This window comes from Arthrobacter sp. WCS2018Hpa-7 (assembly GCF_031843805.1).
Taxonomy (GTDB): Bacteria; Actinomycetota; Actinomycetes; order Actinomycetales; family Micrococcaceae; genus Arthrobacter.
In genome coordinates, this window is record NZ_JAVTJB010000005.1 from 107328 (window position 1) to 131838 (window position 24511).

Consider the following 24511-nt stretch of genomic DNA (forward strand, 5'->3'; position numbering starts at 1 on the left):
CGGGATTGCCCCTAGCGTCGAACGATTGACCTCAAGAGCCTTAATGCTACCGACAGTGAAGCCATGTCGTCGGCTTCGAGCGCGTTGACCTCGTCAAACATGGTCTTGGCCCGGCCCAGTTGCTCGGCATTCTGCCCTTCCCACGCCCTCAGGCGATCTTCAGCTGAGGTGCCGGACTCCGTCGACTCCAGGACCGACGTCGTCATATCCGCGACCGTTGAGTACAGATCATCCCGAAGGGCGGCCCTGGCCAACGCCTGCCAGCGATCATCACGCGGCAGGGAACTGATCCGTTCCAGCAGCGAATCGACGTGGAAGCGGTTGAACACGGTGTAATAAACGTGGGCAACGTCTTCGACGCTGCCACCGCCGGTCTCGGCAATCCGCGCGATATCCAACAGCGCGTAACTCTCGAACAGCTCCGCCCACCTGTGGGCAAGGTGTTCCGGCAATTCCCAGCCACGTGCCTTCTCAAGCCAGCCTGAGATGCGGGTCTTGTCCTCGCCCCGGAGGTAGTCCAGCAGCTTGGCCCGCAAGGGGGCCAACATTGGCTTGAACGATTCCACCACTGTGGAAATCGGCTGGGACGCCATCCCTTGCCCCAGGACCCATCGCACAGCCCTGTCGAGCAGCCGGCGGATGTCCAGGTGGACCTCACTCCAGTGTTCTGTCGGGAAGGACGCCGGGAGCGCGTTCAACTCCTCCACCATGGGATCGAGGTCGTAAATTTCGCGCAGCGCCACAAATGCCTTGGCAACCGCTACCTCGTTTGCCGATGTTTCTTCGATGGCCCGGAACGCGAACGTGATGCCACCCAGGTTGATGATGTCGTTGGCTACGACGGTTGCGATGATTTCGCGGCGCAACGGGTGTGTGTCCAGTTCGGCGTCGAACTTCTCGCGCAATTGCTTCGGGAAGTAGTTGCGGATGGTGTCCGCAAACCAGGGGTCGTCGGCAAGGTTGCTCTCGCGCAGTGCGGCGCCGAGTTCGATCTTGGCGTAGGCAGCCAGAACTGCCAGTTCCGGGGACGTCAGGCCTTGGCCCTGCTCCAATCTTGCACGAAGTGTCTCCGTGGTGGGCAAAGCTTCGAGATCACGCTTGAGATCGGCGGACTTCTCCAACCAGTCCATCAACCGCTCGTAGCTTGGACTCCATTCCGCAACCCGCGTCCGATCATTCAGGAGCAGGATGTTCTGGTCGATGTTGTCCTGAAGGACGAGTCGTCCCACCTCATCGGTCATATCTGCCAGGAAAGCGGCCCGTTCTTCGGCCTCAAGCTTGCCGGCGGCCACCATTCGATCCACGAAGATCTTGATGTTCACTTCATGGTCGGAGCAGTCCACCCCGGCCGAGTTGTCGATCGCATCCGTATTGAGGATGACTCCTTGCAGTGCGGCTTCGATGCGCCCACGCTGCGTCAAACCGAGGTTTCCGCCTTCGCCCACAACCTTGACCCGCAGGTCGCGTCCGTCCACACGAATGGCGTCGTTGGCTTTATCGCCAACTGCCGCGTGGGTCTCCGTACTGGCCTTGACGTAGGTGCCGATGCCGCCGTTGTAGAGGAGATCCGCCGGAGCCAGCAAAATCGCGCGAAGAAGCTCCGGCGGGCTGAGCTGCGTGGTGCCCTCGGGCAGGCCCAACGCCTTTCGGACCTGGTCCGAGACGGGGATTGTCTTCGCCTGGCGCGCAAAGACGCCTCCGCCTTCACTGATGAGAGACCGGTCATAGTCATCCCAGGAAGATCGGGGCAGCTCAAACAGCCGCTGCCGTTCCGCGAAGGATGCCGCGGCATCGGGTGTGGGATCAAGGAAGATATGGCGGTGGTCGAATGCGGCCAGCAGACGGATGTGCCGGGACAGCAGCATCCCGTTGCCGAAGACGTCGCCGGACATGTCGCCGACGCCAACTACCGTGAACTCTTCGGTCTGGGTATCCAGATCAAGTTCACTGAAGTGCCTCTTGACTGATTCCCACGCCCCGCGTGCCGTAATGCCCATGGCCTTGTGGTCGTAACCCACGGATCCGCCGGAGGCGAAGGCATCGCCCAGCCAGAATCCATACTCGGCCGCGAGCCCGTTGGCGGTGTCGGAGAAGGTGGCGGTTCCCTTGTCGGCCGCCACCACCAGGTAGGAATCGTCACCGTCGTGGCGAACAACGTCCGACGGCGGGACCAGCCTTTCGCCGTCCGCTGACGTCACGAGGTTGTCGGTGATGTCCAGCAGGCCCCGGATGAAAGTCTTGTAGCTCTCAATTCCTTCGGCCATCCATGCGGCCCGGTCAACTGCCGGGTTGGGCAGCTTCTTTGCGAAGAACCCACCCTTGGCACCCGTAGGAACGATCACGGCGTTCTTGACTGTCTGGGCCTTCACCAAGCCAAGGATTTCCGTGCGGAAGTCTTCCCGGCGGTCTGACCAGCGGAGACCGCCGCGGGCTACCTTCCCGAAGCGCAGGTGCACACCTTCAACCCTGGGTGAATAGACCCAGATCTCGTACACAGGGCGGGGGAAGGGCAATCCGTCGATCGACGTTGGATCCAGCTTGAAGCTGAGGTATTCCTTGTTTTGGAAATAGTTGGTCCGCAGGGTGGACTCAATCAGGTTCACGAAAGTACGCAGTACGCGGTCAGCGTCCAACGTAGCCACTTGCTCAATGGATTCGGCGAGGGCTGCCCGTGCTGCAGACTGGCGTTCCGGCCGAAGATCCTCCGGCACAGTGGGGTCGAAGCGCGCAGAGAAGAGGGCGTTGAGTCCACGGGCAACGTCGGGGTTGCCCAGAAGAGTGTCAGCGATGAAACCGAACGAATTAGTGTTGCCCATTTGCCGCATGTATTTGGCGTAGGCCCGGAGGACCACTACTTGGCGCCAGTGCATGCCTTCACGCAGCACCAGCCGGTCAAAGTTATCCGACTCAACGGATCCTGTGACAGCCGCTCCGAAGGAATCGCTCAGAAGCTCCCCGGTGACGAGGGGGTCCACGCCGGCGGGGTACTTCAACCCGAGGTCGTAAAGGAAGAAGTCGCGGTGATCGGAGGTTTCGATTTCGAAGGGACGTTCGTCCAGGACCTCAAGACCGAGATTGTGGAAGTAAGGGAGGATCTGGCTCAGGCTCTTGGGCTCCATGAGGTAGAGCTTGACGCGGGCATCCTCCTCCAGGGCTTCGCCGGCACCTTCTGGAAGGTACACGTGAACCCCAGGTTTGACCTGCCTTGTTGCTTCGCCGGCCCTCTCGGCCTGGGCCCCATACTTCTCGAAGCGTTCGATGTCCTCCAGGGCGTCTTCCACCTCATAGTCCACCCGGTAGCCTGCGGGGAAGGCCTCCGCCCACAGGGCTGACAGGACATCGGCGCTTTCTGCCGGGCGGTGCTCGCGGAGGACCTCGGCGACTCCTTCGCTCCAGGAGCGGGACGCCCTCATCAGCCGGTGTTCAAGCTCCGCAACATTGACTTCTGCAAGCTCAGCCGTGCGCGGGAGCCGGATCCTGAAGAAGACACGCGCCAAGGCGGACTCGGTGATCCGGGCTTCGTAGTCGATGCTCTCGGCCTGGAACGTTTCCCGGAGCTCCTGTTCGATCCGAAGGCGAACGCTGGTGGTGTAACGATCGCGGGGAAGGTACACCACTGCCGACATGAAACGGCCGTAAATGTCGGGCCGGAGGAACAACTTGGTACGGCGACGTTCCTGCAGCCTCTGGATCCCGGTAGCAGTAGCAGCAAGGTCGGGAATCTCGATCTGGAACAGTTCGTCGCGCGGGTATGTCTCGAGGATACCCAGGAGATCCTTGCCGGAGTGGGAGTCAATCGGGAACCCAGCGTTCCGCAGGACGGCGTCCACCTTGTCGCGGACAATCGGGATGTTGCGCACAGAACCGGTGTAGGCACTTGTTGCGAAAAGCCCGATGAATCGCCGTTCCCCATTGACGTTGCCTTGGGCGTCGAAGCTCTTGACGCCGATGTAGTCGAGGTAGGCGGGCCGGTGGACTGTAGATCTGGAATTGGCTTTGGTGATCACCAGGGCCCGTTTTTCCCGGGCGCGCTTCCGTCCGGCGTCCGTGAGGTGCTGAACCTGACGCGTGGTGTCCCCTGCCCGCAGAAGACCAAGACCGCTGTCTTCGCGCAGTTGAAGGACGTCCTCGCCGTCCTGGTCTACGAGGTCGTACTCGCGGTAGCCGAGGAAGGTGAAGTTGCCGTTGTCCAGCCAGCGCAGGAGGTCCTGAGCCTGCCGGAGTTCGGCGATCTGCTCGGGGTGCGAAATGCCGGCAAGGGCTTCTGCGAGTTCGAGTGCTTTGCTGCGCATCTTGGGCCAGTCTTCGACTGCTGCCTTGACATCGCCGAGGACACGGTGCAGTCCTTCGATCAGTTCTGCACGGGCGTCGTCGTTGACACGGTCAATCTCCACCGCAATCCACGACTCCATGTGCGATGAGTTGTCACCGTCACCCAGGAGGTGGGCCACGCTTGGAAGTGCAGCGGTGTCGCCGCTGGAGATCCCTACGTTGGAAGGAACCCGGGAGATGTTCCGGAGCTCCCCGGAGACACGGTCGCGGGTGATCACGAACAAAGGATGCATGACAAGCCTGATGGCACAGTTCTGGCGAACGAGTTCTGCATTGACTGAGTCAACGAGGAACGGCATATCGTCCGTGACGATGTACACGACGCTTCGGTCCGCCTCAATGGCGATGTCGACGACGGCGTTTCCCGGCATACGGGACTGCGCGACTTTTTTGTGATTCGTAGCCCGCGAGATCAGCAGCTCAGGCGAATACGCACGGGCATCCTCCTCTGCCAGGTGTTCATAGTAGTCACCGAAGAACCCTTCACGGACAACTGTTGCATCGGACCGATCCTCCACGCTGGATCCTGACGACATCTACAAACGCCTCCATCACATGTTGATTGCTGCGACTCTGCAGCCCACATTTTGAGCCTAGCGCTTAAGCAAGCGGGCGGCTCTGGTGTTTCGACCAAAGGATTTTGCTTTTTGCTGGTCAGGCGCACAGACCAATCCGGCGATGGCAATTCGAAGGGCGGATTCGGGCGCGCTTTCAAGCAGGACGGAGCCCGAGAGCAAGGCGGCGTCGCAGGCCACGGGATCTGCCGGGAGGTAGGCATCGATCCGCAGGCCTGGGCCATACCGGTCCCACGCTTCCGCCAATTGCTGCTGGGGCGCGTGGCCCACGGCCGCCTTCTTCACCTTGTTCAGCACCACGCGGAGGGATGCTTGTGGAACGACTGCTTGAAGGTCGGCCAGGCCCCGGACCAGCCGCGGTACCCCGATTGCGTCGGCTGCTCCCACAGCGAAGACAACGTCGGCCATTTCCAAACTCCTGAGAGTTGCTGCGTTCCGCCGTGGGGCCATGGTGTCGAAGCTTAGTTCCTCATCTGATTCGAGGCAGAATCCGGCATCGACCACCACGACATCCGACATTTCTTTGGATCGCTCAAGGACCTGCGACAGCGCAGCCGCCCTCAATTCCGTCCATCGATCCGCCCGCGTAGTCCCAGTGAGCACCCGAAATGATCCCCCTTTGGTGAAGACGGGGATCGCCGCGGCCTTCAAAGCACTGGGGTCGAGCATCCCCTGGTCCGCAAGCCTGCAGACCTGGGCCAGTCCTGCGGCTTCGTCCAACAACCCGAGTACAGCTGACACGCTGGCACCATAGCTGTCAGCATCCACGAGGATGACGGACTTACCCTCTGCTGCCAATTCGGCAGCGATGTTGACCGCAAGCAGGGTCCTGCCGGGTGACCCTATGGGCCCCCATACAGCAAAGACCAGACCTGAACCCGCCGCTGGGTCCTCCCCCGTTTCGGGAGCAGACATCAAAAGCGCCCCGCCTCCCGCATCAGCGAAACCTGCGTCCTGTCCCGCGCCCAAACGTCCGCGCGCGTGCTCACGACCCACAGCCTCGGATATTTTTGCGGCGAGTTGTGTTGGTTCTATCCCGGAAGCCGCGACAACGACTCCAATGGAGTGCAGCCGCCGCACTTCGGCCGGATCATCGGTCAGTGCAACGATCGAAACTCCAACAGCGCCAAGCCGATCCACCAAGGTAGTGGTCAATTCCTCGCAGCCCTCGGCCACGACGGCCGCCATCGCAAGGCCGCTTTGGCAGGCAGCCATCAGCTCAGCAAGCTCTGAACAACGGCGAACCACCGTCACCGGACCGTGCAGGCCCTCAAGACCGCCCACGACAGCCTCCTGGGCAGGGCCCACAGTAATCACCGGGATGCTCATGGGTTGAGGCCCGCCGGATTCCACACGACGGAGATACTGGCCCCATTTGCTTGGGCACCCAATAGCTTGGGCATCTGCTCATCCGTCACCAGCACCAACACTTGAGTGGTCTTTGATGCCCCCAAGCCAGCCGAGCCTGAAACCACCTGGGCGATTTCTGCACCAGGCAAGAGCAGTTGCGGCTCATCAAAGGCGGTGCTCGAACCAGGCAAGGCAACCCATACGTCCACCCGCGCACCACCGACCGCCTGGGCGGGAAGTTCTCCTTCCATGGAGATGGCCACTGGCTTCCTGTTCAGGGCATCAGCTTTTCCCAGGCTTTCCTTTGGAACGAGTTGGTCCTTGGCCACCCGCTGCAGGGCTACCCGCCCCTCCGCCAGACCACCCTCCACAGTGACGTACCCGGACTCGACATCATCCAGGCGCACATTGACAATCGAAAGATCAGCGACGGCGATCACCTGGCCAACTGCGATGTCTTCGCGCGCACTGTAGACCTGCGTAGTCCTGTCAGCCGTACCAACCAAAGCGATGACGCCCGCAATGGATACGAGTACCAGCAGTATCCCGATGAGGAGCCGCGGGTCCTTCCACGATGGCTTCTTCAATCTTGCTGCAGCGACCGCTCTCACTTGACCCATGTTCCTGATACCCCCGATGAGCTAAAGGCATGGTCGACGGACCCGCCTCCTCATTCTTACCGGCCCCCTCCCGAAGGACGAAAGCCATCGACCTCAAAAGAGCCGAAACTGTGGATAAACGCATCAAAAGGGGCCAACAGTGGCAAAATGGTGCCATGCCCCGATTCCTGACTCTGGCGGATGTCGCCGAACAACTCCAAATCAACTCACCACAGGCCTACGCCTTGGTGCGAAGCGGCGAGTTGAAAGCGATCCAGGTTGGAGGGCGTGGACAATGGCGCATCGAGGAGACGATGCTTGAGCAGTACATCCAAGAGCGCTACGCAGAAACAAGCCGGATGATTCAGGAAGCCAAAACCAAGGCGAACCAGCCCTAGGGACTACAGCAGAGTGGCTACTCGCCGGCTGCCGAGCAGAGGGCTGAAACAGCACTGAACGGGACGGTCACGACTGATGCCACGTTGCCTGCCCGCCGTACTTCACCGTCACGGACAACAGCCACGTCGAAGTGGTCCCGGCCGACCCTGTCGATGACACCGTTGAGCTTGGCGCCATCTCCGGTCCGTGTGTTCAAATGAACTACCACTGCGGACCTGTCCCGGGCCAATGCTCTCAGGGCTGAGGCGATCCCTGGCAATTGCCGAACCGTCGACACAGGTTTAAGGGCCAGCCTCCCCAGACCTTGGAATGTGAGCACGGCCGCGAAGGGAACCAGCCATTGCCGCGAGCCCTCGGACAACACCAACCATTCGCCGCCCACACGGCCCAGCGCTCCATGAATGATGTTGCCGTCAGCGAGGAAGAGCTTGATCATGGAGCCAGCTGCACCACGGAGCCGATCACCCAGTTCGATCCCCGCAAGCTCAACTCTGGCCCGCTCGGTGATCTCCGATTCCGCCTCCAGGGCACGTCCGGCAGAAAATTGTGCTTCCAAGTCCTCAAAGAGAGAGTCCCATCTCATGTAATCAGACTAGGCTGCAACATGGAGGCACGGCGAATCATCCGTGACCCTGGCACCCAAATTGGACAGAAAGCCCGGGACGTGCCCACAATAGGCCTAACGATGTCAAAATGCATCAAAATGCATCAAACGAAGCTTGGGGGCTTTGAATGGCAAGAACGGTACGCAGCGACGCCTGCCTCGCTGCGACAATCCTGGGGCTTGGGCTGCTGCTCGTCTATGTGGGCGGCACGCTCTTGGACCAATGGCGGTCAGCAGATCATCGCCATCAGAACTTCTCTTTTGAGGACCTCCTCGGATTTGCAGCGAACGGTGCCGGCGTAGCGCTGGTAGCCTGGTGGGCCCTTTCCTTGCTGCTCGCCGTTTTCGCATCGCTGTTGCATGCGAGTGGACGGAAGAGGGGGGCGAACGCCCTTGCCAAGTTCAGCCCTGCTTTCATGCTGCGGATTGCTGCAGCGGTGGTGAGCCTTAATCTCCTGGGTATCACCATGGCGCAAGCATCGCCTTCACCCGATCCTGGTTGGGGACCGGCACCCGCGGGTGTGGGAACCTCTCCCCACCCGGCGTGGACGCCGGAACCCGTTGCGGGACCGGCACTTTCATCACAGAGGTCCGTGGCCGGAAGCCCGGCAGTCGCGGGTGATCCACGCTGGAAGCCCAAAACCCCTGCAACCGATCCCGGGCTTCTAAGCCGCCCTTCGTCCAGGCAACAGATCTCTCCTGACGAAGCCGGCGTCGTCGTGAAGGCAGGAGACTCCTTATGGTCGCTGGCAGCGTCCCGGCTGGGTCCCTATGCAACGGACGTGGAGGTCGCCCTCATGTGGCCTAAGTGGTATGCCGCAAACCTCACCATCATCGGCGGCGACCCTTCAGTGTTGACTCCGGGTCAGATCCTGCGGCCGCCCGTACCTGGCTGACAGCCCGGGTCGTCCGACCCACCCCATGGCCCGCTCAGGGGCCGTATTCGGTGTATCAAACCAAGTTCAGCGTCATCCCAGAAGAAGCCACCAGAACAGAGCGTCCCCACACTCTTGTTCATGTAGTGAATACCTGAGGTATGACCATGACCGTTGCGACCGCAAGCCGGCCCGCGGGCCGACAAAGCACCCAACGAACATTTTCCGGCTACGGGTCGAGCGGTTCGGATATCGACGTTCGGCTGGTTGCGCGCAGTATCGCGCAGGCAGCTTTGGAAGTCCTGGCCGGGACACGCGCCCTAAGCCAGCTTTCCCGTTCCTTGGACCCTGACTGCTATACCTCCCTCCAGCACAGGGCGGCCCTCACCCGCAAGCACGCCGCCAGGCAACGGGGAAATCTGCAGCCCCACCGCAGCCCCATGGTCCGCTCCGTTCGGACCTGCTCCATCTCCGAAGATATTTGCGAGGCGAGCATTGTAGTTGCCGAGGAACTCAGGTGCCGCGCTGTAGCCATGAGGTTGGAACGCTTGGACGGCGTGTGGCGCGTCACGGCCCTGGAGATCGGCTAGAACTGGCGAATCCATCTGCGGGCAACAAAACAGGGTGGGCTCCGGACATTGAGTCCGGAGCCCACCCTTTGGAGTGAGCGTTATCCGTCATCGGAACAGCCATCGAAACGCTGCTGGCCGCCGTACGGTATCGGGTCAGCGACGCTTCTTTTTAGCCGGTTTCCGCTGATCCTGGCCAGCTGCCTTGGCTGGATTGCCGGACCGACCGGATGCCCGGCCCTCGATGCGTGTTTGGGTGGCGCCATCTTCGCCTGGGGCCGTGTACTGCAACTGGGCCGGCTTCTCCGGGGCCTCCAACCCCGCTGCCCGGATCTGGGGCTCATGATGTTCGGTGTGCGCCCCAGCTGCAGTATCGTCGGCCACGACAACGTCTTCGGCAGGTGTTACCTCCACCTCCAGGTTGTAGAGGAACCCGATGCTCTCTTCACGGATGGCTTCCATCATGCTCTGGAACATCACGAAACCTTCGCGCTGGTATTCCACCAGGGGATCGCGCTGGGCCATCGCCCGGAGACCAATACCCTCCTTGAGGTAATCCATCTCGTAAAGATGTTCCTGCCACTTGCGACCCAGGACCGAAAGCACAACACGGCGCTCAAGCTCGCGCATGCTCTCAGAGCCAATGGCCTCTTCTCGGGCCTGGTACACCAGCCGGGCATCCGAGAGAATCTCCTCTTTCAGGAACTCCGCAGTGACACGGGCCCTTCCGCCCGCTTCCTCAATGATTTCGTCGGCAGTAACGGTTGCCGGGTACAACGTCTTCAGGTTGGCCCAGAGCTGGTTGAAGTCCCAATCGTCACCCGTTCCCTCAGCAGTGGCGGCCTCGATGAGGGCGTTGATGGTGTCTTCAAGGAAGAACTGGACCTTCTCGTGGAGGTCGTCGCCTTCAAGGATTCGACGGCGGTCGCCATAGATCGCTTCGCGCTGCCGGTTGAGGACGTCGTCGTACTTAAGAACGTTTTTACGCTGTTCGGCGTTACGTCCTTCCACCTGGCCCTGGGCCGATGCGATGGCGCGGGAGACGAGCTTGGATTCAAGGGCAACATCATCGGGGACCGAGCTGTTCATGAGGCGTTCGGCCGCACCTGAGTTGAACAGCCTCATGAGGTCGTCCGTCAGCGACAGATAGAAGCGCGACTCACCGGGGTCACCCTGTCGGCCTGAACGGCCACGCAGCTGGTTGTCGATCCGGCGGGACTCGTGGCGCTCGGTTCCCAGGACGTAGAGTCCGCCGAGGTCCAGGACCTCTTCGTGTTCATCCTTGACCGCCTGCTTGGATGCAGAAAGCGCTTCGGGCCAAGCGGCCTCGTACTCTTCCGAGTTCTCCTCGGGATCGAGCCCACGCTTTGCCAGCTCTGCAATAGCGGTAAATTCCGCGTTGCCGCCAAGCATGATGTCAGTACCGCGACCGGCCATGTTGGTGGCAACAGTGACGGCACCTTTTCGTCCGGCCTGCGCGACGATGGACGCTTCACGCGCGTGGTTCTTGGCGTTCAGTACTTCGTGTCGGATACCTTCCTTTGCCAGCAGCTTGGAGAGGTACTCGCTCTTCTCGACGCTGGTGGTGCCGACCAGCACAGGCTGGCCGTTCTCGTGCCTTTCGGCGATGTCCTGTACGACGGCGTCGAATTTCACGACTTCGTTCTTATAGACAAGGTCCGACTGGTCAATGCGCTGCATGTCGCGGTTGGTGGGGATGGGAACGACACCGAGCTTGTAGGTGCTCATGAATTCCGCGGCCTCAGTCTCAGCCGTGCCGGTCATGCCGGCAAGCTTCGAGTACATGCGGAAGTAGTTCTGCAGGGTCACGGTGGCGAGAGTCTGGTTCTCCGCCTTGATTTCGACATTTTCCTTGGCTTCGATGGCCTGGTGCATGCCTTCGTTGTAGCGGCGTCCGGCCAGGATACGGCCAGTGTGCTCGTCAACAATCAGGACCTCGCCGTCGAGGATGACGTAATCCTTATCCCGCTTGAACAGTTCCTTGGCCTTGATGGCGTTGTTGAGGAAGCCGATCAAGGGCGTGTTGGCTGATTCGTAGAGGTTTTGGATTCCGAGGTAGTCCTCCACCTTTTCGATACCGGCTTCGAGTACGCCTACGGTGCGTTTCTTTTCATCGACCTCGTAGTCGACTTCGGGCTGCAAGCGGAGTACGACTTTCGCGAATTCGCTGTACCAGCGGTTGGTGTCGCCCTGGGCAGGTCCGGAAATAATGAGCGGAGTACGGGCCTCATCGATCAGGATGGAGTCGACCTCATCCACGATCGCGAAATTGTGGCCGCGCTGAACCAGCTCGCTGGAATCCCAGGCCATGTTGTCACGCAGGTAGTCGAAGCCAAACTCGTTGTTGGTTCCGTAGGTGATGTCCGCGGCGTACTGCTGCCGGCGGACGGCAGGGTCCTGGTTGGACAGGATGCAGCCGCTGGTAAGTCCCAGGAACCTGTAAACGCGGCCCATGAGTTCGGACTGGTATTCGGCGAGGTAGTCGTTGACCGTGACGACGTGGACGCCCTTGCCCGCCAGCGCGTTCAGATACGCGGGGGCGGTAGCTACGAGGGTCTTGCCTTCACCGGTTTTCATTTCTGCGATGTTGCCCAGGTGAAGTGCGGCACCGCCCATCAGCTGGACATCGAAGTGGCGCATGCCCAAGGTGCGGGAAGAGGCCTCACGCACAGCGGCGAATGCTTCCGGCAGGAGGGCTTCCAGGGTCTCGCCGTCCTGGTGACGGGACCGGAGGTGGTCCGTCTCCTCGCGGAGTTCGGCGTCCGTGAAGGACTTGAAGGAGTCTTCCAGGGCATTGATGGAATCGGCATAGTTCCGCAATTGCTTGAGTGTCTTTTTGTCACCCGTGCGGAGAAGTTTTTCGATTAGTGATGCCACGTGAAATTGCTCCCAGTCTCATGCTGCCGAATTCTGGCTGTTTCAGTCTACGGGAGAGACCAGCGCCACGTTGCCGCGTTCCCCTCTGAGCGGACTGTCCGATTGCAGCAGTCCGCCCCGGCCATCAGCGCGGTCCGCCACAGCGTCGGCGAGAGCTGCGGCGAGGTCACCCACGGGCCACACCACTATGTCCTGCAGCCTGAGCCAGGCGGCCATGAGTTCCAGCTCGGCAGCAAGTTCGACGGCGGTATCCGCCGGAGCGCCCACCTCGGCAAACGCTGAGCGCACCAGGAGCTGGCCGGTCGCGCGGTCGGCTTTCAGGTCAACTCTTGCGACGACCCCGTCCCTGAGGAGGAACGGCAGAACGTAGTAGCCGAACTGGCGCTTCGCCGCGGGGGTGTAGATCTCAATTCGATAGTGAAAGCCGAACAGTTCCTCAAGACGCCGTCGCTCAAAGACCAGCGAGTCGAAGGGGCTCAACAGTGCACGGCCGGCCGCGCTGCGTGGAATCCTGGCACTGGAATGCTTGTAGGTTTCCCTGTCCCAACCACGCACTGAGACTGGGTGAAGGCGCCCTGCGCGCACCAATCGTTGGACCGAGTCAGCTCCAGCCTTCAGGGGCGTACGGAAGTAGTCGGAAAAGCAGCGGACAGTGCCGATGCCATGGGCCTGGGCGGCCGCATCCATCAGGCGGTCGAGCGATTCTTCGGAAGTGCCCCCGGACTGTGGCATGTCGGGAACAACCCTCGAGGTCAAGGTGTACTTGCGTTCGAATTGCTGTGTCCGTGAGGCGGCAGAAATCCGGCCCTGCTCAAACAGGTGTTCCAAGACCCGCTTGACGATATTCCAATTCCAGCCCCAGTTCCCACGGTCAGCTTCTTCGTTGTGTCCGAGTTCGGCCGTCAGTTCCGAGGCCGTCATGGGGCGTCCGGCAGTGAGAGCAGCGAGAATGCGGCCTTCCATATCCTGACGGACAAGGGGTTCAAGGTTATGGGCGCCCACCCAGGCCCGCTTTTGCCAGACCAAGAGGTCGTGAAAGTGCTCAGGGCGGATAAAGCTTGCTTCGTGTGCCCAATACTCCATCATCCTGCGGGGTTTCCGCCCGGCCATGACGTGGAGGATACGGGGGTCGTAGTCACCCAGCCGGGAGAAAAACGGAAGGTAGTGGCTTCGTGCCACGACGTTCACGGAATCGATCTGGACAAGCTGGATTTGGGCAAAGGTCCGGCCCACCGCCCGTGCTGTCACGGGGCCGGCGGGCCGGACCTTCGCCAATCCTTGAGCTGCCAACGCGATCCGCCGTGCCTGTGCCAGGCTCAGCGAAACGGTCACGGAAGTCCCTTCATTCAGGAAAAGTGGCCCTACTTGGCCGTGGACGCCTGATCATCGGAACGGTAGGCGTGGATCTTCTCTTCCACGGCTTCCTCGCCGGGTTCGCAGGTGGAGTCGAGGGTGATCACACCGTAAGTCCACCCACTGCGCCGGTAGACAACCGACGGTGCGTTGGTTTCCTTGTCCAGGAAGAGGTAGAAGTTGTGGCCAACGAGTTCCATATTGTCCACAGCGTCATCCAGTGTCAGGGAGGCTGCGGGGAAGACTTTCCGGCGGATCAGGACGGGTGAATCGCCTGCCGGAATGTCGTTCTCAATCTCGTAAGGCGAACGCTCGTCGGCCGTCGGAACGGGTTCTTGGTGGTTGCTCGCCTCGACGTAGAGCGGTTCGCTCGCGCTGGCTGGCTCAAGTGTTGCTGTGGCCTCCCGCACGGCTTTCGGCGTGTGGCGTCCGTGGTGCACCTTTTTCCGGTCCTTCGCACGGCGAAGCCTCTCAAGAAGCTTGTTGTACGCGAGATCGAAGGCAGCGAATTTGTCAGCGGCTGTGGCCTCGGCACGGATGACGGGGCCGCGGCCCAGGACTGTCACTTCTACGGTGAGCTGGCCCGGCGTCTGCCGCGGGTTGGTTTCCTTGGAAACTTTGGCGTCGACTCGCTGGACCTTGTCCCCCAGCGATTCAATCTTTGAGATTTTCTCGCCGGCGTATTCGCGAAAGCGGTCAGAAACTGTGAGATTTCGTCCGCTGATCATGAACTCCATGGTGCCCTCCAAATAACTCAGGTGACACGACAACGACGCTGTTAGGGGCTTGTCTGACGGACAGTCGAGCCCCTTTCCGAGCCGCTATCGACAGGTACATCTGTTCTTGGTACCCACAACCGACGTTAGTTCATCGCCACGCGTTATTCATCCTTTAGTCACTTATTTTTTGATTGAGTCTTAAGGACTTAACAGGGATCGCCCCTTGCTGTGTCGAGAGCATAGGCTGGTGGCCTCGTGGCCGCGAGGACAACAGCGCCGCAGACCACCCCACCCGCGGCTTCCACCGCCCGCATCGCTTCCGCAAGCGTGGCGCCGGTAGTGAGGACATCGTCCACGAGAATGCATTTCCTGCCCCTTATCTCCTTGTGGCATCGGCTTCGTACCCGCATGGATCCGCGGACCCTGCTGGCCCGCGCACCACGCCCCAGTCCTTTTTGGCCGGAACCGGAACCCCACGTCCCCTTGCCGGCCAACGAATCGGCGGCCCGGGCAAACAGAGTCCTGATCAAATCCCTGTTGATGTACGTTGCCGGCGGGTCGCTTCTCTTCACAAGCGCGTCAATGCTTGGGCATCCCGGCAGTATGCCTCGCATCCGCAAGCAGAACAACAAGAGGTGCAGCGGACTGAATCCCCGTTTGCGGTATGCCCGGCCTCTTGTAGGAATTGGTACAAGACAGAATCCGGATTCGCCTCCGACAGCTTGTTCCACCGCCTTGCCCAGACATGGCGCCAAGACCCCGGCCAAGCGCCACTGACCGAAGCGTTTAAAGGACAAGATGCACTGCGCCAGTTCATCCCGGTAGGGGCCTGCGGCCACCACCCCAAGCTTCACTGTGCCATCCATCTCAACCAACGCGGGCGATTCCTGTTCTGCGCGGAATGGTTGGCTGCAGAGTTGGCGGACGCGCTTTGCGCAGCCTCCACATAAGACTGTGTCCTCCACTGAACAGCAGACACAATCCACCGGGACCAGCAGTCCAAGCAGATCGACGGCGGTCCCCTGGAGTGCAGCCAGGAAGCGGCCCATGCCATGTTGGTCCGGACCACGACGACGAGCCCTGACGGGATCCACCGGGTGGAGGTCCGGGTCGCGTGCCCTCACGGGCTGCCGCACACGCTTACGGATACCAGGGCCGGAAGCAGCGCCTTGGACAGAGCCTGTCCCAACCACGGAGCCAGTCTCAATGACAGAGCCGGTCCCCATGCCTGCCGCGGTCCCCGTTTTTGGTGTGATCATGGTGCCAGCCTGCGCGGACGCAGGCCCGGCCGGAAGACGCGTGCCGCCCTATGTGGACATCCGGCATGACATTTTACGGCGGCCTAGCCGGGAAATGCGGGCTCCGTGGGTCCTTTAAGTTGGAGCTCCCACCCGTTGCCGACCCGTTGGAACACTCCGTCCTCGGATTGCCCATAAATCTGCTCGGAGCCGTTGCCGGCGCTGAGGCTGGTCAAGGCATCCCAAGGGGCCAATTGCTGCGGCTCACCCGATTCAAGCGAAAGCAGCTCAGGTACCACCGTTGCCGTGGCCGAGCCTGACATCACCGCCACCGTTGAACTGTTAACCCAGACTCCCTGATCAGCAGAGCCTGTACTGACCAACGTGATGGGCGCAGTGAGATCTTTGGGAACGCCGTCGGCATTCCGGACTATTCCCGTAATCTGCACCGTTGATTTACCGTTTGCTTCAGAAATGACCAGCGCTCTGGTCCCTTCCCGGGAAACCCTGAAGTCCCGAACGGTTCGTCCTGACAGCCAAGCAGGAGTGATGGTGACATTGGGAATGGCCATGCCCGGTGCAATGCCCGTGGGTTTGAAGGCCACCACTTCGGCGGCCCCGTTGGCACCCGGCCCTGCTGTCCATACCCAGTCGTGGGGGCTGAACGAGGGCCCCGTGAGCGTGCTCCTGGTAGTCAACTGGCGCGCGGGCTGACCTGGTTCGATGGCATACAGGGTCGTCTTGTCACCGTTGAGGAACGCGGCTGTTTGGGACACCGGGGACTCGGCCGGCGAGTGGGGTCCCAGCCCGGACACGGGTTGCATGTCAGGAAGTGGAGTCATTCTGTTGTTCTCATAGCGGACCAAATCCCCGTTGCTCACAGCAATCTGGCGGGCCGGTACGCTCTTGTCCACCACGGGAGGCAACACCGTACCGTTGTCCTCGACCCTTACCAGGTCCTGATCCGCCCGCAGTTGGACGTTGATGACATCGGGCTGGTCACGAAAGGTCAAGGCCAATTGGTTCTGCATCCTCTGGCGGTCCTCCGCCGAGGCATCAAAAAGTTCCTTGGCAGACAGGTCCACCTGAGCGGAGCCAGACACCACCGGCACGGATTCCCGTGCGAGTTTCATGCCGGAAGGGAAGGCACTGACAACTGCCCCGCGAAGGTAGGGAGCAGGGCCTGCCAGCACTGCAGACGTCATGGACTTGACCGTGTTCTTCTTGATGAACCACCGGTAGTCGGGCACGGCATAGGTAAACGTGGGGTCATAAAAATAGATGGGGAAGGCCCCGTAAATGACCTTGAACGTCTCTTCCGGTATGGCCGTCCCGTCGGGCACCTTGGAAATCCGCCATTGGCCTTCCACCTGCTCGAGAGTCAGCGGAATGGTCTCCTTGGTACCCGGCGGGAATTGCGTTGCCACGCCATCGGCATCCACTGAATAGGCGAGGTCCAATTCGTAGAGGTACTCGTTCTCCCCCGCGGCCTTGACTACCTGCGCCTCACGGAAAACGATGGCCCGCTTGTCTGGTTTCCAGGTAACGGACTGTGCCTGCGTCAGGTACTGGCGTGCAACAGGGTAATCGTCCTCATAACCGCTGCCCGCCATGTAGAAGTCCTCGATCACGGTCTCCGGACTCGACCCTGCACGCGGGGCAGCCGGAAAGAAGACCGGCGCATTGGGATTGCCAGCGCCCTCGTCCTTGCTCTTGCCAACAGGACCGGACCGGGGAATCTGCGCACAGGAAGCCAATAAAACCATCAGCACCGCCAGGACGACTACAACCGCACGTGAACGCCGGAGACGCACCATGTTCAGTCCCTCTCCCCTGCTGAGCCCTCATCAAATGCAGGCTTTCCGGCGCCGGAGTGGGCCGATTTCGGGACACTTCCGGATTCTGCGCCCAGGATGAGCATGTGCCGCTCGCTTGCGGTGCCAGGGAATTCAATGTCCGCAGGTTCGAGCTGAAGCGGTGATTTCACGATGGTGCCGCCCTGCCGAAGGGGGAGGGTCAACCGGAAATTGGAACCGGATCCTTTGCGGCCCCAAGCCTGAAGCCAGCCGTTGTGCAGTTTGGTGTCCTCGGCTGCGATGGAGAGACCCAGGCCGCTGCCGCCGGTGGTCCGGGCGCGTGCAGGATCTGCGCGCCAGAATCGGTCGAATACCCTCGCTGCCTCTGTTTGCGTCATTCCAATGCCGTGGTCCCTCACGGAAACGGCCACAGCATCGTGGTTGGCTGCCACGGAAATCTGAATCGGATTGCCTTCTCCATGTTCCAGGGCATTGAGCAGCAAATTGCGGAGAATCCGCTCAATCCGCCGGGAGTCCATCTCCACGACGATGCTCTTTTGCCGGGCATTCAGCCTGACCTCTGAGCCGTATTCCGCGGCGACAGGTGCGGCGCCTTCCATCACGTGGGAGATGACTTGGAAAATGTCCTGGGGTTCTGCATCCAAAACAGCTGCCCCGGCGTCGAAGCGGGAGATCTCCAGCAAGTCGGAAAGCAACGACTGAAACCGCTCAACTTGGTGGTAAAGCAGTTCGGCCGACCTTTTATTCATGGGGTCGAAGTCGTCACGGGCGTCGAAGAGGACCTCGGCAGCCATTCGGACCGTAGTGAGCGGTGTCCGCAGCTCGTGCGAGACATCGGAGACGAACCGCTGCTGCATTTGCGACAAAGTGGCCAGTTGCGTGATCTGCTCCTGCAGGCTGGCTGCCATGTGGTTGAACGAAGCGCCCAATCTCGCGACCTCGTCCTCGCCTTTGACCACCATGCGCTCCTGGAGCTGGCCTGCCGCGAGCTTTTCGGAGACCACAGCGGCGTGGCTGACAGGACTGACCACATTGCGTGTGACATACCAGGCGATGGCGCCGATCATGAGTACCAGCGCTGCCCCGCCCGCCCAGAGGACGTTCTGGATTTCGTCCAACGTCTGCTGGGCGGTGTTGAGGTCGTAGATCAGGTAGAGCTCATAGGACGTGCCGTTGAACGTCACCATGTTTCCGACCGCTATGCCTGGGCGGTCCTCATTGCCGACGGGGAATTGGGTGGAGGCCCAGAACTGCTGCTTGCCACCTTCCTGGACTGCCTTTCGCAACTCCGGCGGTATGACCCGGACCGTCAGTTGATCGGACGCGCGTGACTCGACCCAGCGATTGCGGGGCTTGGTCTGTTCAGGTTTCGCTTCAAAGACGTAGCGGCGTTGGATCACCGAACCGCGACCTTCGACGGCAGTCAGAGTGTCGTAGACCAGGGTGATGACGCTGGACTGATCGGTGACTTGGGCGCCGTCGAACGTGTCTTGAACCTGCTTGACGTTGTAGCGCGACTCGGATTCCGCTTGGGCCAGACGTTCCTGGAAAAGGTTGTTGGCGATCTGGTTGGACAGGTAGGCGCCCACGATGGCGAAGGATGTCACTGCCAGCAGCAAGGTGGTCAGGACTGTCCTGAACTCCAGCGACCGCCGCCAGCGCCGGAGCACTGAGCGCCAGAGGTAGCGAAGCCCTGGTCTGATCTGCCGGATGCCGAGGGACACCAGCCGCGAAACCCGCAGAACCAGGATGAGTCCGCGTCGCGTCCAGATCCGCGCCCGGGTAAGAATCCACGGCAGGGTCCGCACGCTCCGTTCCGGTTCACCTGAGGCAGCTGGTTGCATCGCCGACGACGGGTCAGACGGGTCAGGCGACAGATTGGGGGTCGTTGACGCAGCCGGTGTCACTTGGTGGACACCGGCCCCCTCCCGACCCTGGGTATCAGGGCCCTGTCCTGCCGCGCCGGTCTTGCCGACCGGGGACTCAGGAACCTGCTTTATATCCGACACCACGCACCGTCAAAACGACCTCGGGCGCCTCCGGGTCGCGTTCGATCTTGGACCGCAGCCGCTGGACGTGGACGTTGACCAAACGCGTGTCCGCAGCATGGCGGTAGCCCCAAACCTGCTCAAGGAGGAGTTCGCGGGTAAAGACCTGCCACGGCTTCCGCGCCAGTGCCACCAGGAGATCGAACTCCAGGGGGGTCAGCGAAATCCGTTCGCCGCCGCGGGTGACCAAGTGGCCGGCGACGTCGATGGTCACGTCAGCAATACGCAGGGTTTCGGGAGCCTTCTGATCGCCCGGGCGGAGGCGCGCACGAACACGCGCCACAAGCTCGGCGGGCTTAAAAGGCTTGGGTACGTAATCGTCGGCACCGGATTCAAGGCCCCGGACCACATCGGAGGTATCGGACTTTGCCGTGAGCATGACAATGGGGACGTCGGACTCACCGCGGATTTGCCGGCACACCTCGATGCCGTCGGATCCAGGCAGCATGAGGTCCAGCAGCACCAAGTCCGGCTTGGAGGAACGGAAGACCTCCAGGGCCTGGCCACCATCTGCGCAGAACACCGGCTCGAAGCCATCATTGCGCAAGACGATGCCAATCATCTCTGCGAGCGCTTCGTCGTCGTCAACTACCAGAATGCGTGCCTTCATAGTTATATATTCCCTTATCACCAAGTCTTTGTCCCGTTGGGCACGGCGCACGGCATGGCGCCCCAAGGGCAACTTCCACCGTACTGCACAACAACGGTGGCCCGCCTGTCATGGCTGGCCGGCCATCAGGCTATGAGGGACGACGGCGGGACTATAGGCTGGGTGCCAAGGTCCGAATGGGGGACGTCGGATGCCGGCGCGCCGGGTCTTATGGGGAGGATATCGTGTCACAGCCAGAGCATGGCCACCAGCCATCGCCGGGTAATCAGCCCGGGTGGGGCAACCAGCCGCAGTGGGGCGGTCCCCCGGCGTGGGCGGCTCCCCAGAGCGGTGGACAATACGGCCAGGGCGAACCGGCACCCGGTTGGCCGCCGGGCCCTCCTTACGGACAACCCCTCTACGTCGCTCCTCCCAAGCCGGGCATTATTCCCTTGCGTCCGCTGCAGTTCGGCGAGATCCTGGATGGCTCGTTCCAGACGATCCGTCGCAACGCTGCTTCCATGTTTGGATCAGCGCTGATCGTACAAGCACTTGGCGCGGTGTTCATCGGGATCGTCACAGTGGGGATGTTCCAGCTCTCGATGTCCTTTGAATCCGTCAGCACTGAGGCGGAATTCACCGAAGCCATGGGTCCTTTCCTGGCCATCATGGCCGGCACTTTGGGTGTCTCGGTGCTGATCGGTTTTCTAGGGTCGGTCCTTCAGGGGGTCCTGGTGGTGCCGGTGGCGCGATCGGTCCTCAACCGGCGTACAGGCTTCAAGCAGATGTGGAAACTTGCCGGCCGAAAGATCTGGCCACTGCTGGGCGTTGCTGCCCTGCTGACACTCGGCGGGCTCGTGGCAGCAACTGCGGTGGTGGGGATTACGGTGCTGTTGTTCACTGCCATGGGACCCGCGGCCTTGCTCATTGTCCTGCCACTGGGCCTTGGGTCGGCGGTGGCCTTCGTTTGGATCGGGCTGAAGTTGATGCTGGCGCCCGCGGCGATCGTGGTTGAGCGGACAGGCGTCTTTGGCGGACTTCGCAGGTCCTGGCAGCTGACCAGGAACAACTGGTGGCGGATCTTTGGTATTACCCTTGTGGTCGCCATCATGGTGGGCGTCATCGCCCAGATAGTCCAGATCCCGGCCTCCTTGGCAGCGGCGGCCATTGGTGAGGTGGTTACTCCCCACCCGGACGCTGAGTCGGTTGCCTCCACTCTGGTGATCACCACTGTGATTTCTTCAGCGATCGGCGCCTTGGTGGGGTCCGTGACGTTCGCTTTCCAAGCCTCGGTGTTCGCCTTGATCTATATGGATCTGCGGATGCGCCGGGATGGTTTGGACGTTGAGCTGATGCGGTTGACGGAAACCGGCGCCGATCCTGATGGCGTGCCGGGCGGACCGTCGACCCAACCCGGAAACCCGACCCAGCCCCAAGCCCCCCTGTGGCCACCGAACGGCGGGCAGTACCCGTCTCCTCCTCCGTCCGGGCCACGGCCACCGGCATGATGCTGAGCCTGTTGAATGCATCCACCACCTTGGCGGCCATGGAACCGCCCGTGACCCCGGACCGCGAAGAGGGGCGGCGCTGGGCGGCTGAAGAACTTTCCAAACCTCAATACCCGGACGCCCAACCTGCTTGGCTGGAGCAGTTGTGGCGTGATTTTCTCGACTGGTTGTCGTCGTTGGATGGCGACGGGATGGGCCAGGGACCTGACCTTGCTGTTCCTCTGATGATCGCTGTGGCCCTTGCGATCATCATTGCTGCGGTTGTTGTGGTCCGGCCCAGGCTGAATGCCCGCCGAAAAGCCGCTGCAGTCGACATTTACGGGGATGACGACAGTGTGGATTCGGAAGGTTTCAGGAAACGTGCGGCAACCGCGGCCGACGACGGCAACTGGCCGTCCGCCGTCGTCGACCAGTTCCGGGCATTGGTCCGCTCCGCGGAGGAGCGTGACATCATTGACCCGCGCGCAGGGCGGACAGCCGATGAAGCGGCCGGGCAACTGGGGCAGGTGTTTGGCGCCGCACAATCCCGGCTGGACGCAGCCGCCCGCCTTTTTGATGCTGTGCGCTACGGTGAGCTGGGTGCAACAGCATCGGACTACGAGTCGGTCCGCGGACTCGATGCAGATCTCCTGGAAATGAAGCCCGACTTCGCTGGACAGGCCCACGCCGGATTTGCGGTGCCCCGATGACCACATCCTTGGCGAAGGACAGAACGGTTCATGGCGACGTTACTGCCCTCCAACAGCCCACGGGCAGGGGTTTCCGTGTCTGGTTCCGGAAGCATCTGACATGGATCCTCATTGGCTCACTCTTGGCCGGCTTGGTGACCTACCTGGCTGTCTCGAGTGTCGCGGGCGCCAAGGATCCGAGGCCACTGTCCTCCCGGAATCCGGCCCCGGATGGCGCCATGGCGTTGGCTGAAATCCTGGGGCGCCACGGCGTAGCAGTCACAGCCACGGATACCCTGGCGGAGACCATGGACGCCTTGGCCGACCGGGATGACGCCACGGTCCTCCTCTTCGACCCCCGCGGCTTCCTCGACCGGACACAGCTGGAAGGCATCACGGACGCCGCGGACCATGTGGTGCTGGTCAATCCGCGCCTCAGGACACTCAATGCGCTGGAGCAGGACTTCCGGCCAGGCGGCGTTGTTCCTGAAGCAACAACAATTCTTGAACCCCGATGCGACCAGGACGATGCCGCAGCGGCAGGCAGGGTCTCTGCGCAAGGCTTCATCTATTCGGGACCCGTAGTGTGCTACCCGGTCGCGGGCATCGGTTCGGGTCTCTATGCAGCATCGGACGACGGCCAGGTGGTGGTCCTTGGCAGTACAGACTTGGTTGACAACCAGCACCTCGCCATGGAAGGCAACGCAGCCCTCGCGCTCCGCACCTTGGGCAAGGACCAGAACCTTGTCTGGTACTTGCCCGGAGTCGGTGACCTCGCCACGACTGATTCAACACCTACCCTGAACGAGTTGGCGCCCCGATGGCTGGCGTTTGTGGGACCTTGGCTGGGAATCGTGGCGCTTTTGGTCATCGCCTGGCGGGGCCGGCGCCTGGGCCCGCTGGTTTTCGAGCCGCTTCCAGTTGTGGTGAAAGCTGCCGAGACCGCAGAAGGCAGGGCACGCCTTTATCAGGACTCGCGGGCAGTGGCGCGTGCGGCCGAGAACCTTCGGGCGGGCACCTTGGCCCGCTTGGCGCGGCACTTCAACCTGGGGGTGGATGCCACCCCGGAGGCAATTGTGGACGCCTCAGCCAGACAGGTGGAGCGGCCGGCATCGGAAGTCAGTTCAGTGCTGCTCGACGTCCGGCCGGACAACGAAGGACAACTGGTGCAATGGGCACAACAGATCGAACGAATCGAACAGGAGGCGACCGCCCGATGAGCAGCCAGCCGAACAGCTACACCGACAGCAACAGCCAACACACAGGTGGGGTCCCGCCCCAGCAGGATGTGCCCCAGCAGGATGTCCCCCAACAGGGCTTGCCGCAGCAGAGTGTGTCGCAAGGGGGCGATCCGTCAGGAAACGGGCATCGCTCCGCGCAGGAGGACCCCGCGCGGCAGTCGCTGCTGAACGTCCGCGCCGAAGTGGGCAAAGCCGTAGTAGGCCAGGATCCCACCGTCACCGGCATGCTCATCGCGTTGCTCTGCGGGGGCCACGTTCTCTTGGAGGGCGTCCCGGGCGTGGCCAAGACCCTGTTGGTGAGGGCGCTTTCCACTGCTTTGAGCCTGGATACCAAGCGTGTCCAGTTCACCCCCGACCTCATGCCCGGTGACGTCACGGGATCGTTGGTCTACGATTCCCACTCGTCGGAGTTCACTTTCCGTGAGGGCCCCGTCTTCACCAACATCATGCTCGCGGATGAAATCAACCGCACCCCTCCGAAGACCCAGGCCTCCCTCCTCGAAGCCATGGAAGAGCGCCAGGTTTCCGTGGATGGCGTATCCCGCCCACTGCCGAGCCCGTTCATCGTGGCGGCAACGCAGAACCCGGTGGAATATGAAGGGACCTATCCCCTCCCCGAGGCGCAACTTGACCGCTTCCTCCTGAAACTGACCATGCCTCTGCCCGGAAGGGCCGAGGAAATCGAGGTCATCCGGCGCCATGCAAGCGGTTTCGATCCGAGGAACCTGGCCGCTGCCGGTGTGCGGCCGGTGGCGGGCGCCGCAGAGCTTTCCGCCGCCCAGGCCGCCGTAGCCCACGTAGCGGTAGCCCCGGAAATTCTGGCGTACATCGTTGACGTTGTCCGTGCCACCCGGTCCGCTCCGTCCTTCCAACTGGGGGTTTCCCCTCGTGGTGCCACGGCGCTGCTCAATACGTCCAAGGCCTGGGCTTGGTTGTCCGGACGGACTTTTGTCACCCCGGACGACGTCAAGGCTTTGTCTTTGCCGTGTCTGCGGCACCGTGTTGGCCTTCGACCCGAAGCCCAGATGGACGGCATCCAGGTGGATGATGTCCTGGGCAGCATCCTGGCATCCGTTCCGGTGCCGCGGTGACTTCGGGCACGCAGGTGAAGTCGGGCTCGCACGTGAGT

General features: G+C 61.6%; 18 protein-coding genes. 7 read left to right on the forward strand and 11 right to left on the reverse strand.

What is annotated here, in order from left to right; genetic code table 11:
* Positions 1-11: 11 nt before the first annotated feature.
* The 3 genes from RQH14_RS07765 to RQH14_RS07775 are packed head-to-tail and all read right to left on the reverse strand — an operon-like array spanning position 12 to position 6877.
* Positions 12-4868, reverse strand: coding sequence for an NAD-glutamate dehydrogenase (locus RQH14_RS07765; RefSeq protein WP_311212728.1), 4857 nt, complete (start codon positions 4866-4868; stop codon positions 12-14).
* A 57-nt stretch (positions 4869-4925) separates the two neighbouring features.
* Entirely contained in the window at positions 4926-6236 is a 1311-nt protein-coding gene (locus RQH14_RS07770; protein WP_311212729.1) for a chromosome partitioning protein, read from the reverse strand.
* Positions 6233-6877: an SAF domain-containing protein gene (locus RQH14_RS07775; protein WP_311212730.1), complete on the reverse strand. Its 645-nt coding sequence runs from the start codon at positions 6875-6877 to the stop codon at positions 6233-6235. Before RQH14_RS07775 ends, RQH14_RS07770 begins: the two co-directional genes overlap by 4 nt.
* Before the next feature lie 155 nt (positions 6878-7032).
* On the opposite strand from RQH14_RS07775, the gene RQH14_RS07780 reads away from it, so the two are divergent.
* Positions 7033-7254 carry a helix-turn-helix domain-containing protein gene (locus RQH14_RS07780; protein ID WP_311212731.1) on the forward strand — a complete coding sequence of 74 codons (222 nt, stop codon included), beginning with the start codon at positions 7033-7035 and terminating at the stop codon, positions 7252-7254.
* Between the two features lie 17 nt (positions 7255-7271).
* Here RQH14_RS07780 and RQH14_RS07785 read toward each other — a convergent pair whose 3' ends face one another.
* Positions 7272-7838, reverse strand: coding sequence for a hypothetical protein (locus RQH14_RS07785; RefSeq protein WP_311212732.1), 567 nt, complete (start codon positions 7836-7838; stop codon positions 7272-7274).
* Positions 7839-7987: 149 nt separating this feature from the next.
* Between RQH14_RS07785 and RQH14_RS07790 the strand changes: the two genes are divergently transcribed.
* Positions 7988-8755: a hypothetical protein gene (locus RQH14_RS07790; RefSeq protein WP_311212733.1), complete on the forward strand. Its 768-nt coding sequence runs from the start codon at positions 7988-7990 to the stop codon at positions 8753-8755.
* A gap of 146 nt (positions 8756-8901) precedes the next feature.
* A complete protein-coding gene (locus RQH14_RS07795; RefSeq protein ID WP_311212734.1) occupies positions 8902-9324 on the forward strand; it encodes an Rv3235 family protein in 423 nt (140 codons plus the stop codon).
* Between the two features lie 135 nt (positions 9325-9459).
* Here RQH14_RS07795 and secA read toward each other — a convergent pair whose 3' ends face one another.
* The 7 genes from secA to mtrA all read right to left on the reverse strand — a co-directional run bounded on the left by secA (position 9460) and on the right by mtrA (position 19986).
* Positions 9460-12201 (reverse strand): preprotein translocase subunit SecA, encoded by a 2742-nt coding sequence (secA, locus tag RQH14_RS07800; RefSeq protein WP_311212735.1) that lies wholly within the window; start codon positions 12199-12201, stop codon positions 9460-9462.
* 42 nt (positions 12202-12243) lie between these two features.
* Entirely contained in the window at positions 12244-13533 is a 1290-nt protein-coding gene (locus RQH14_RS07805; RefSeq protein ID WP_311212736.1) for a DNA glycosylase AlkZ-like family protein, read from the reverse strand.
* Positions 13534-13562: 29 nt separating this feature from the next.
* On the reverse strand, positions 13563-14291 hold the full coding sequence (hpf, locus tag RQH14_RS07810) for a ribosome hibernation-promoting factor, HPF/YfiA family (protein WP_311212737.1): 729 nt from the start codon (positions 14289-14291) through the stop codon (positions 13563-13565).
* Positions 14292-14479: 188 nt separating this feature from the next.
* A complete protein-coding gene (locus tag RQH14_RS07815; protein WP_311212738.1) occupies positions 14480-15532 on the reverse strand; it encodes a phosphoribosyltransferase family protein in 1053 nt (350 codons plus the stop codon).
* 83 nt (positions 15533-15615) lie between these two features.
* A complete protein-coding gene (locus RQH14_RS07820; protein ID WP_311212739.1) occupies positions 15616-17328 on the reverse strand; it encodes an LpqB family beta-propeller domain-containing protein in 1713 nt (570 codons plus the stop codon).
* Positions 17329-17330: 2 nt separating this feature from the next.
* Positions 17331-19172: an MtrAB system histidine kinase MtrB gene (gene mtrB, locus RQH14_RS07825; RefSeq protein ID WP_396136296.1), complete on the reverse strand. Its 1842-nt coding sequence runs from the start codon at positions 19170-19172 to the stop codon at positions 17331-17333.
* 139 nt (positions 19173-19311) lie between these two features.
* Positions 19312-19986 (reverse strand): MtrAB system response regulator MtrA, encoded by a 675-nt coding sequence (mtrA, locus tag RQH14_RS07830; RefSeq protein WP_014922244.1) that lies wholly within the window; start codon positions 19984-19986, stop codon positions 19312-19314.
* 224 nt (positions 19987-20210) lie between these two features.
* Here mtrA and RQH14_RS07835 point away from each other — a divergent pair, with 224 nt between their 5' ends.
* From RQH14_RS07835 to RQH14_RS07850, 4 genes are read left to right on the forward strand one after another with little or no spacing between them, the layout of a single operon-like run.
* On the forward strand, positions 20211-21473 hold the full coding sequence (locus tag RQH14_RS07835) for a glycerophosphoryl diester phosphodiesterase membrane domain-containing protein (protein WP_311212741.1): 1263 nt from the start codon (positions 20211-20213) through the stop codon (positions 21471-21473).
* 11 nt (positions 21474-21484) lie between these two features.
* A complete protein-coding gene (locus RQH14_RS07840; protein ID WP_311212742.1) occupies positions 21485-22162 on the forward strand; it encodes a DUF4129 domain-containing protein in 678 nt (225 codons plus the stop codon).
* Complete coding sequence (locus RQH14_RS07845) at positions 22159-23361, forward strand: DUF4350 domain-containing protein (RefSeq protein ID WP_311212743.1); 1203 nt, start codon at positions 22159-22161, stop codon at positions 23359-23361. The genes RQH14_RS07840 and RQH14_RS07845 overlap by 4 nt, the downstream gene beginning before the upstream one ends.
* Positions 23358-24473 carry a MoxR family ATPase gene (locus RQH14_RS07850; protein ID WP_311212744.1) on the forward strand — a complete coding sequence of 372 codons (1116 nt, stop codon included), beginning with the start codon at positions 23358-23360 and terminating at the stop codon, positions 24471-24473. The genes RQH14_RS07845 and RQH14_RS07850 overlap by 4 nt, the downstream gene beginning before the upstream one ends.
* The last annotated feature ends 38 nt before the right edge of the window (positions 24474-24511 follow it).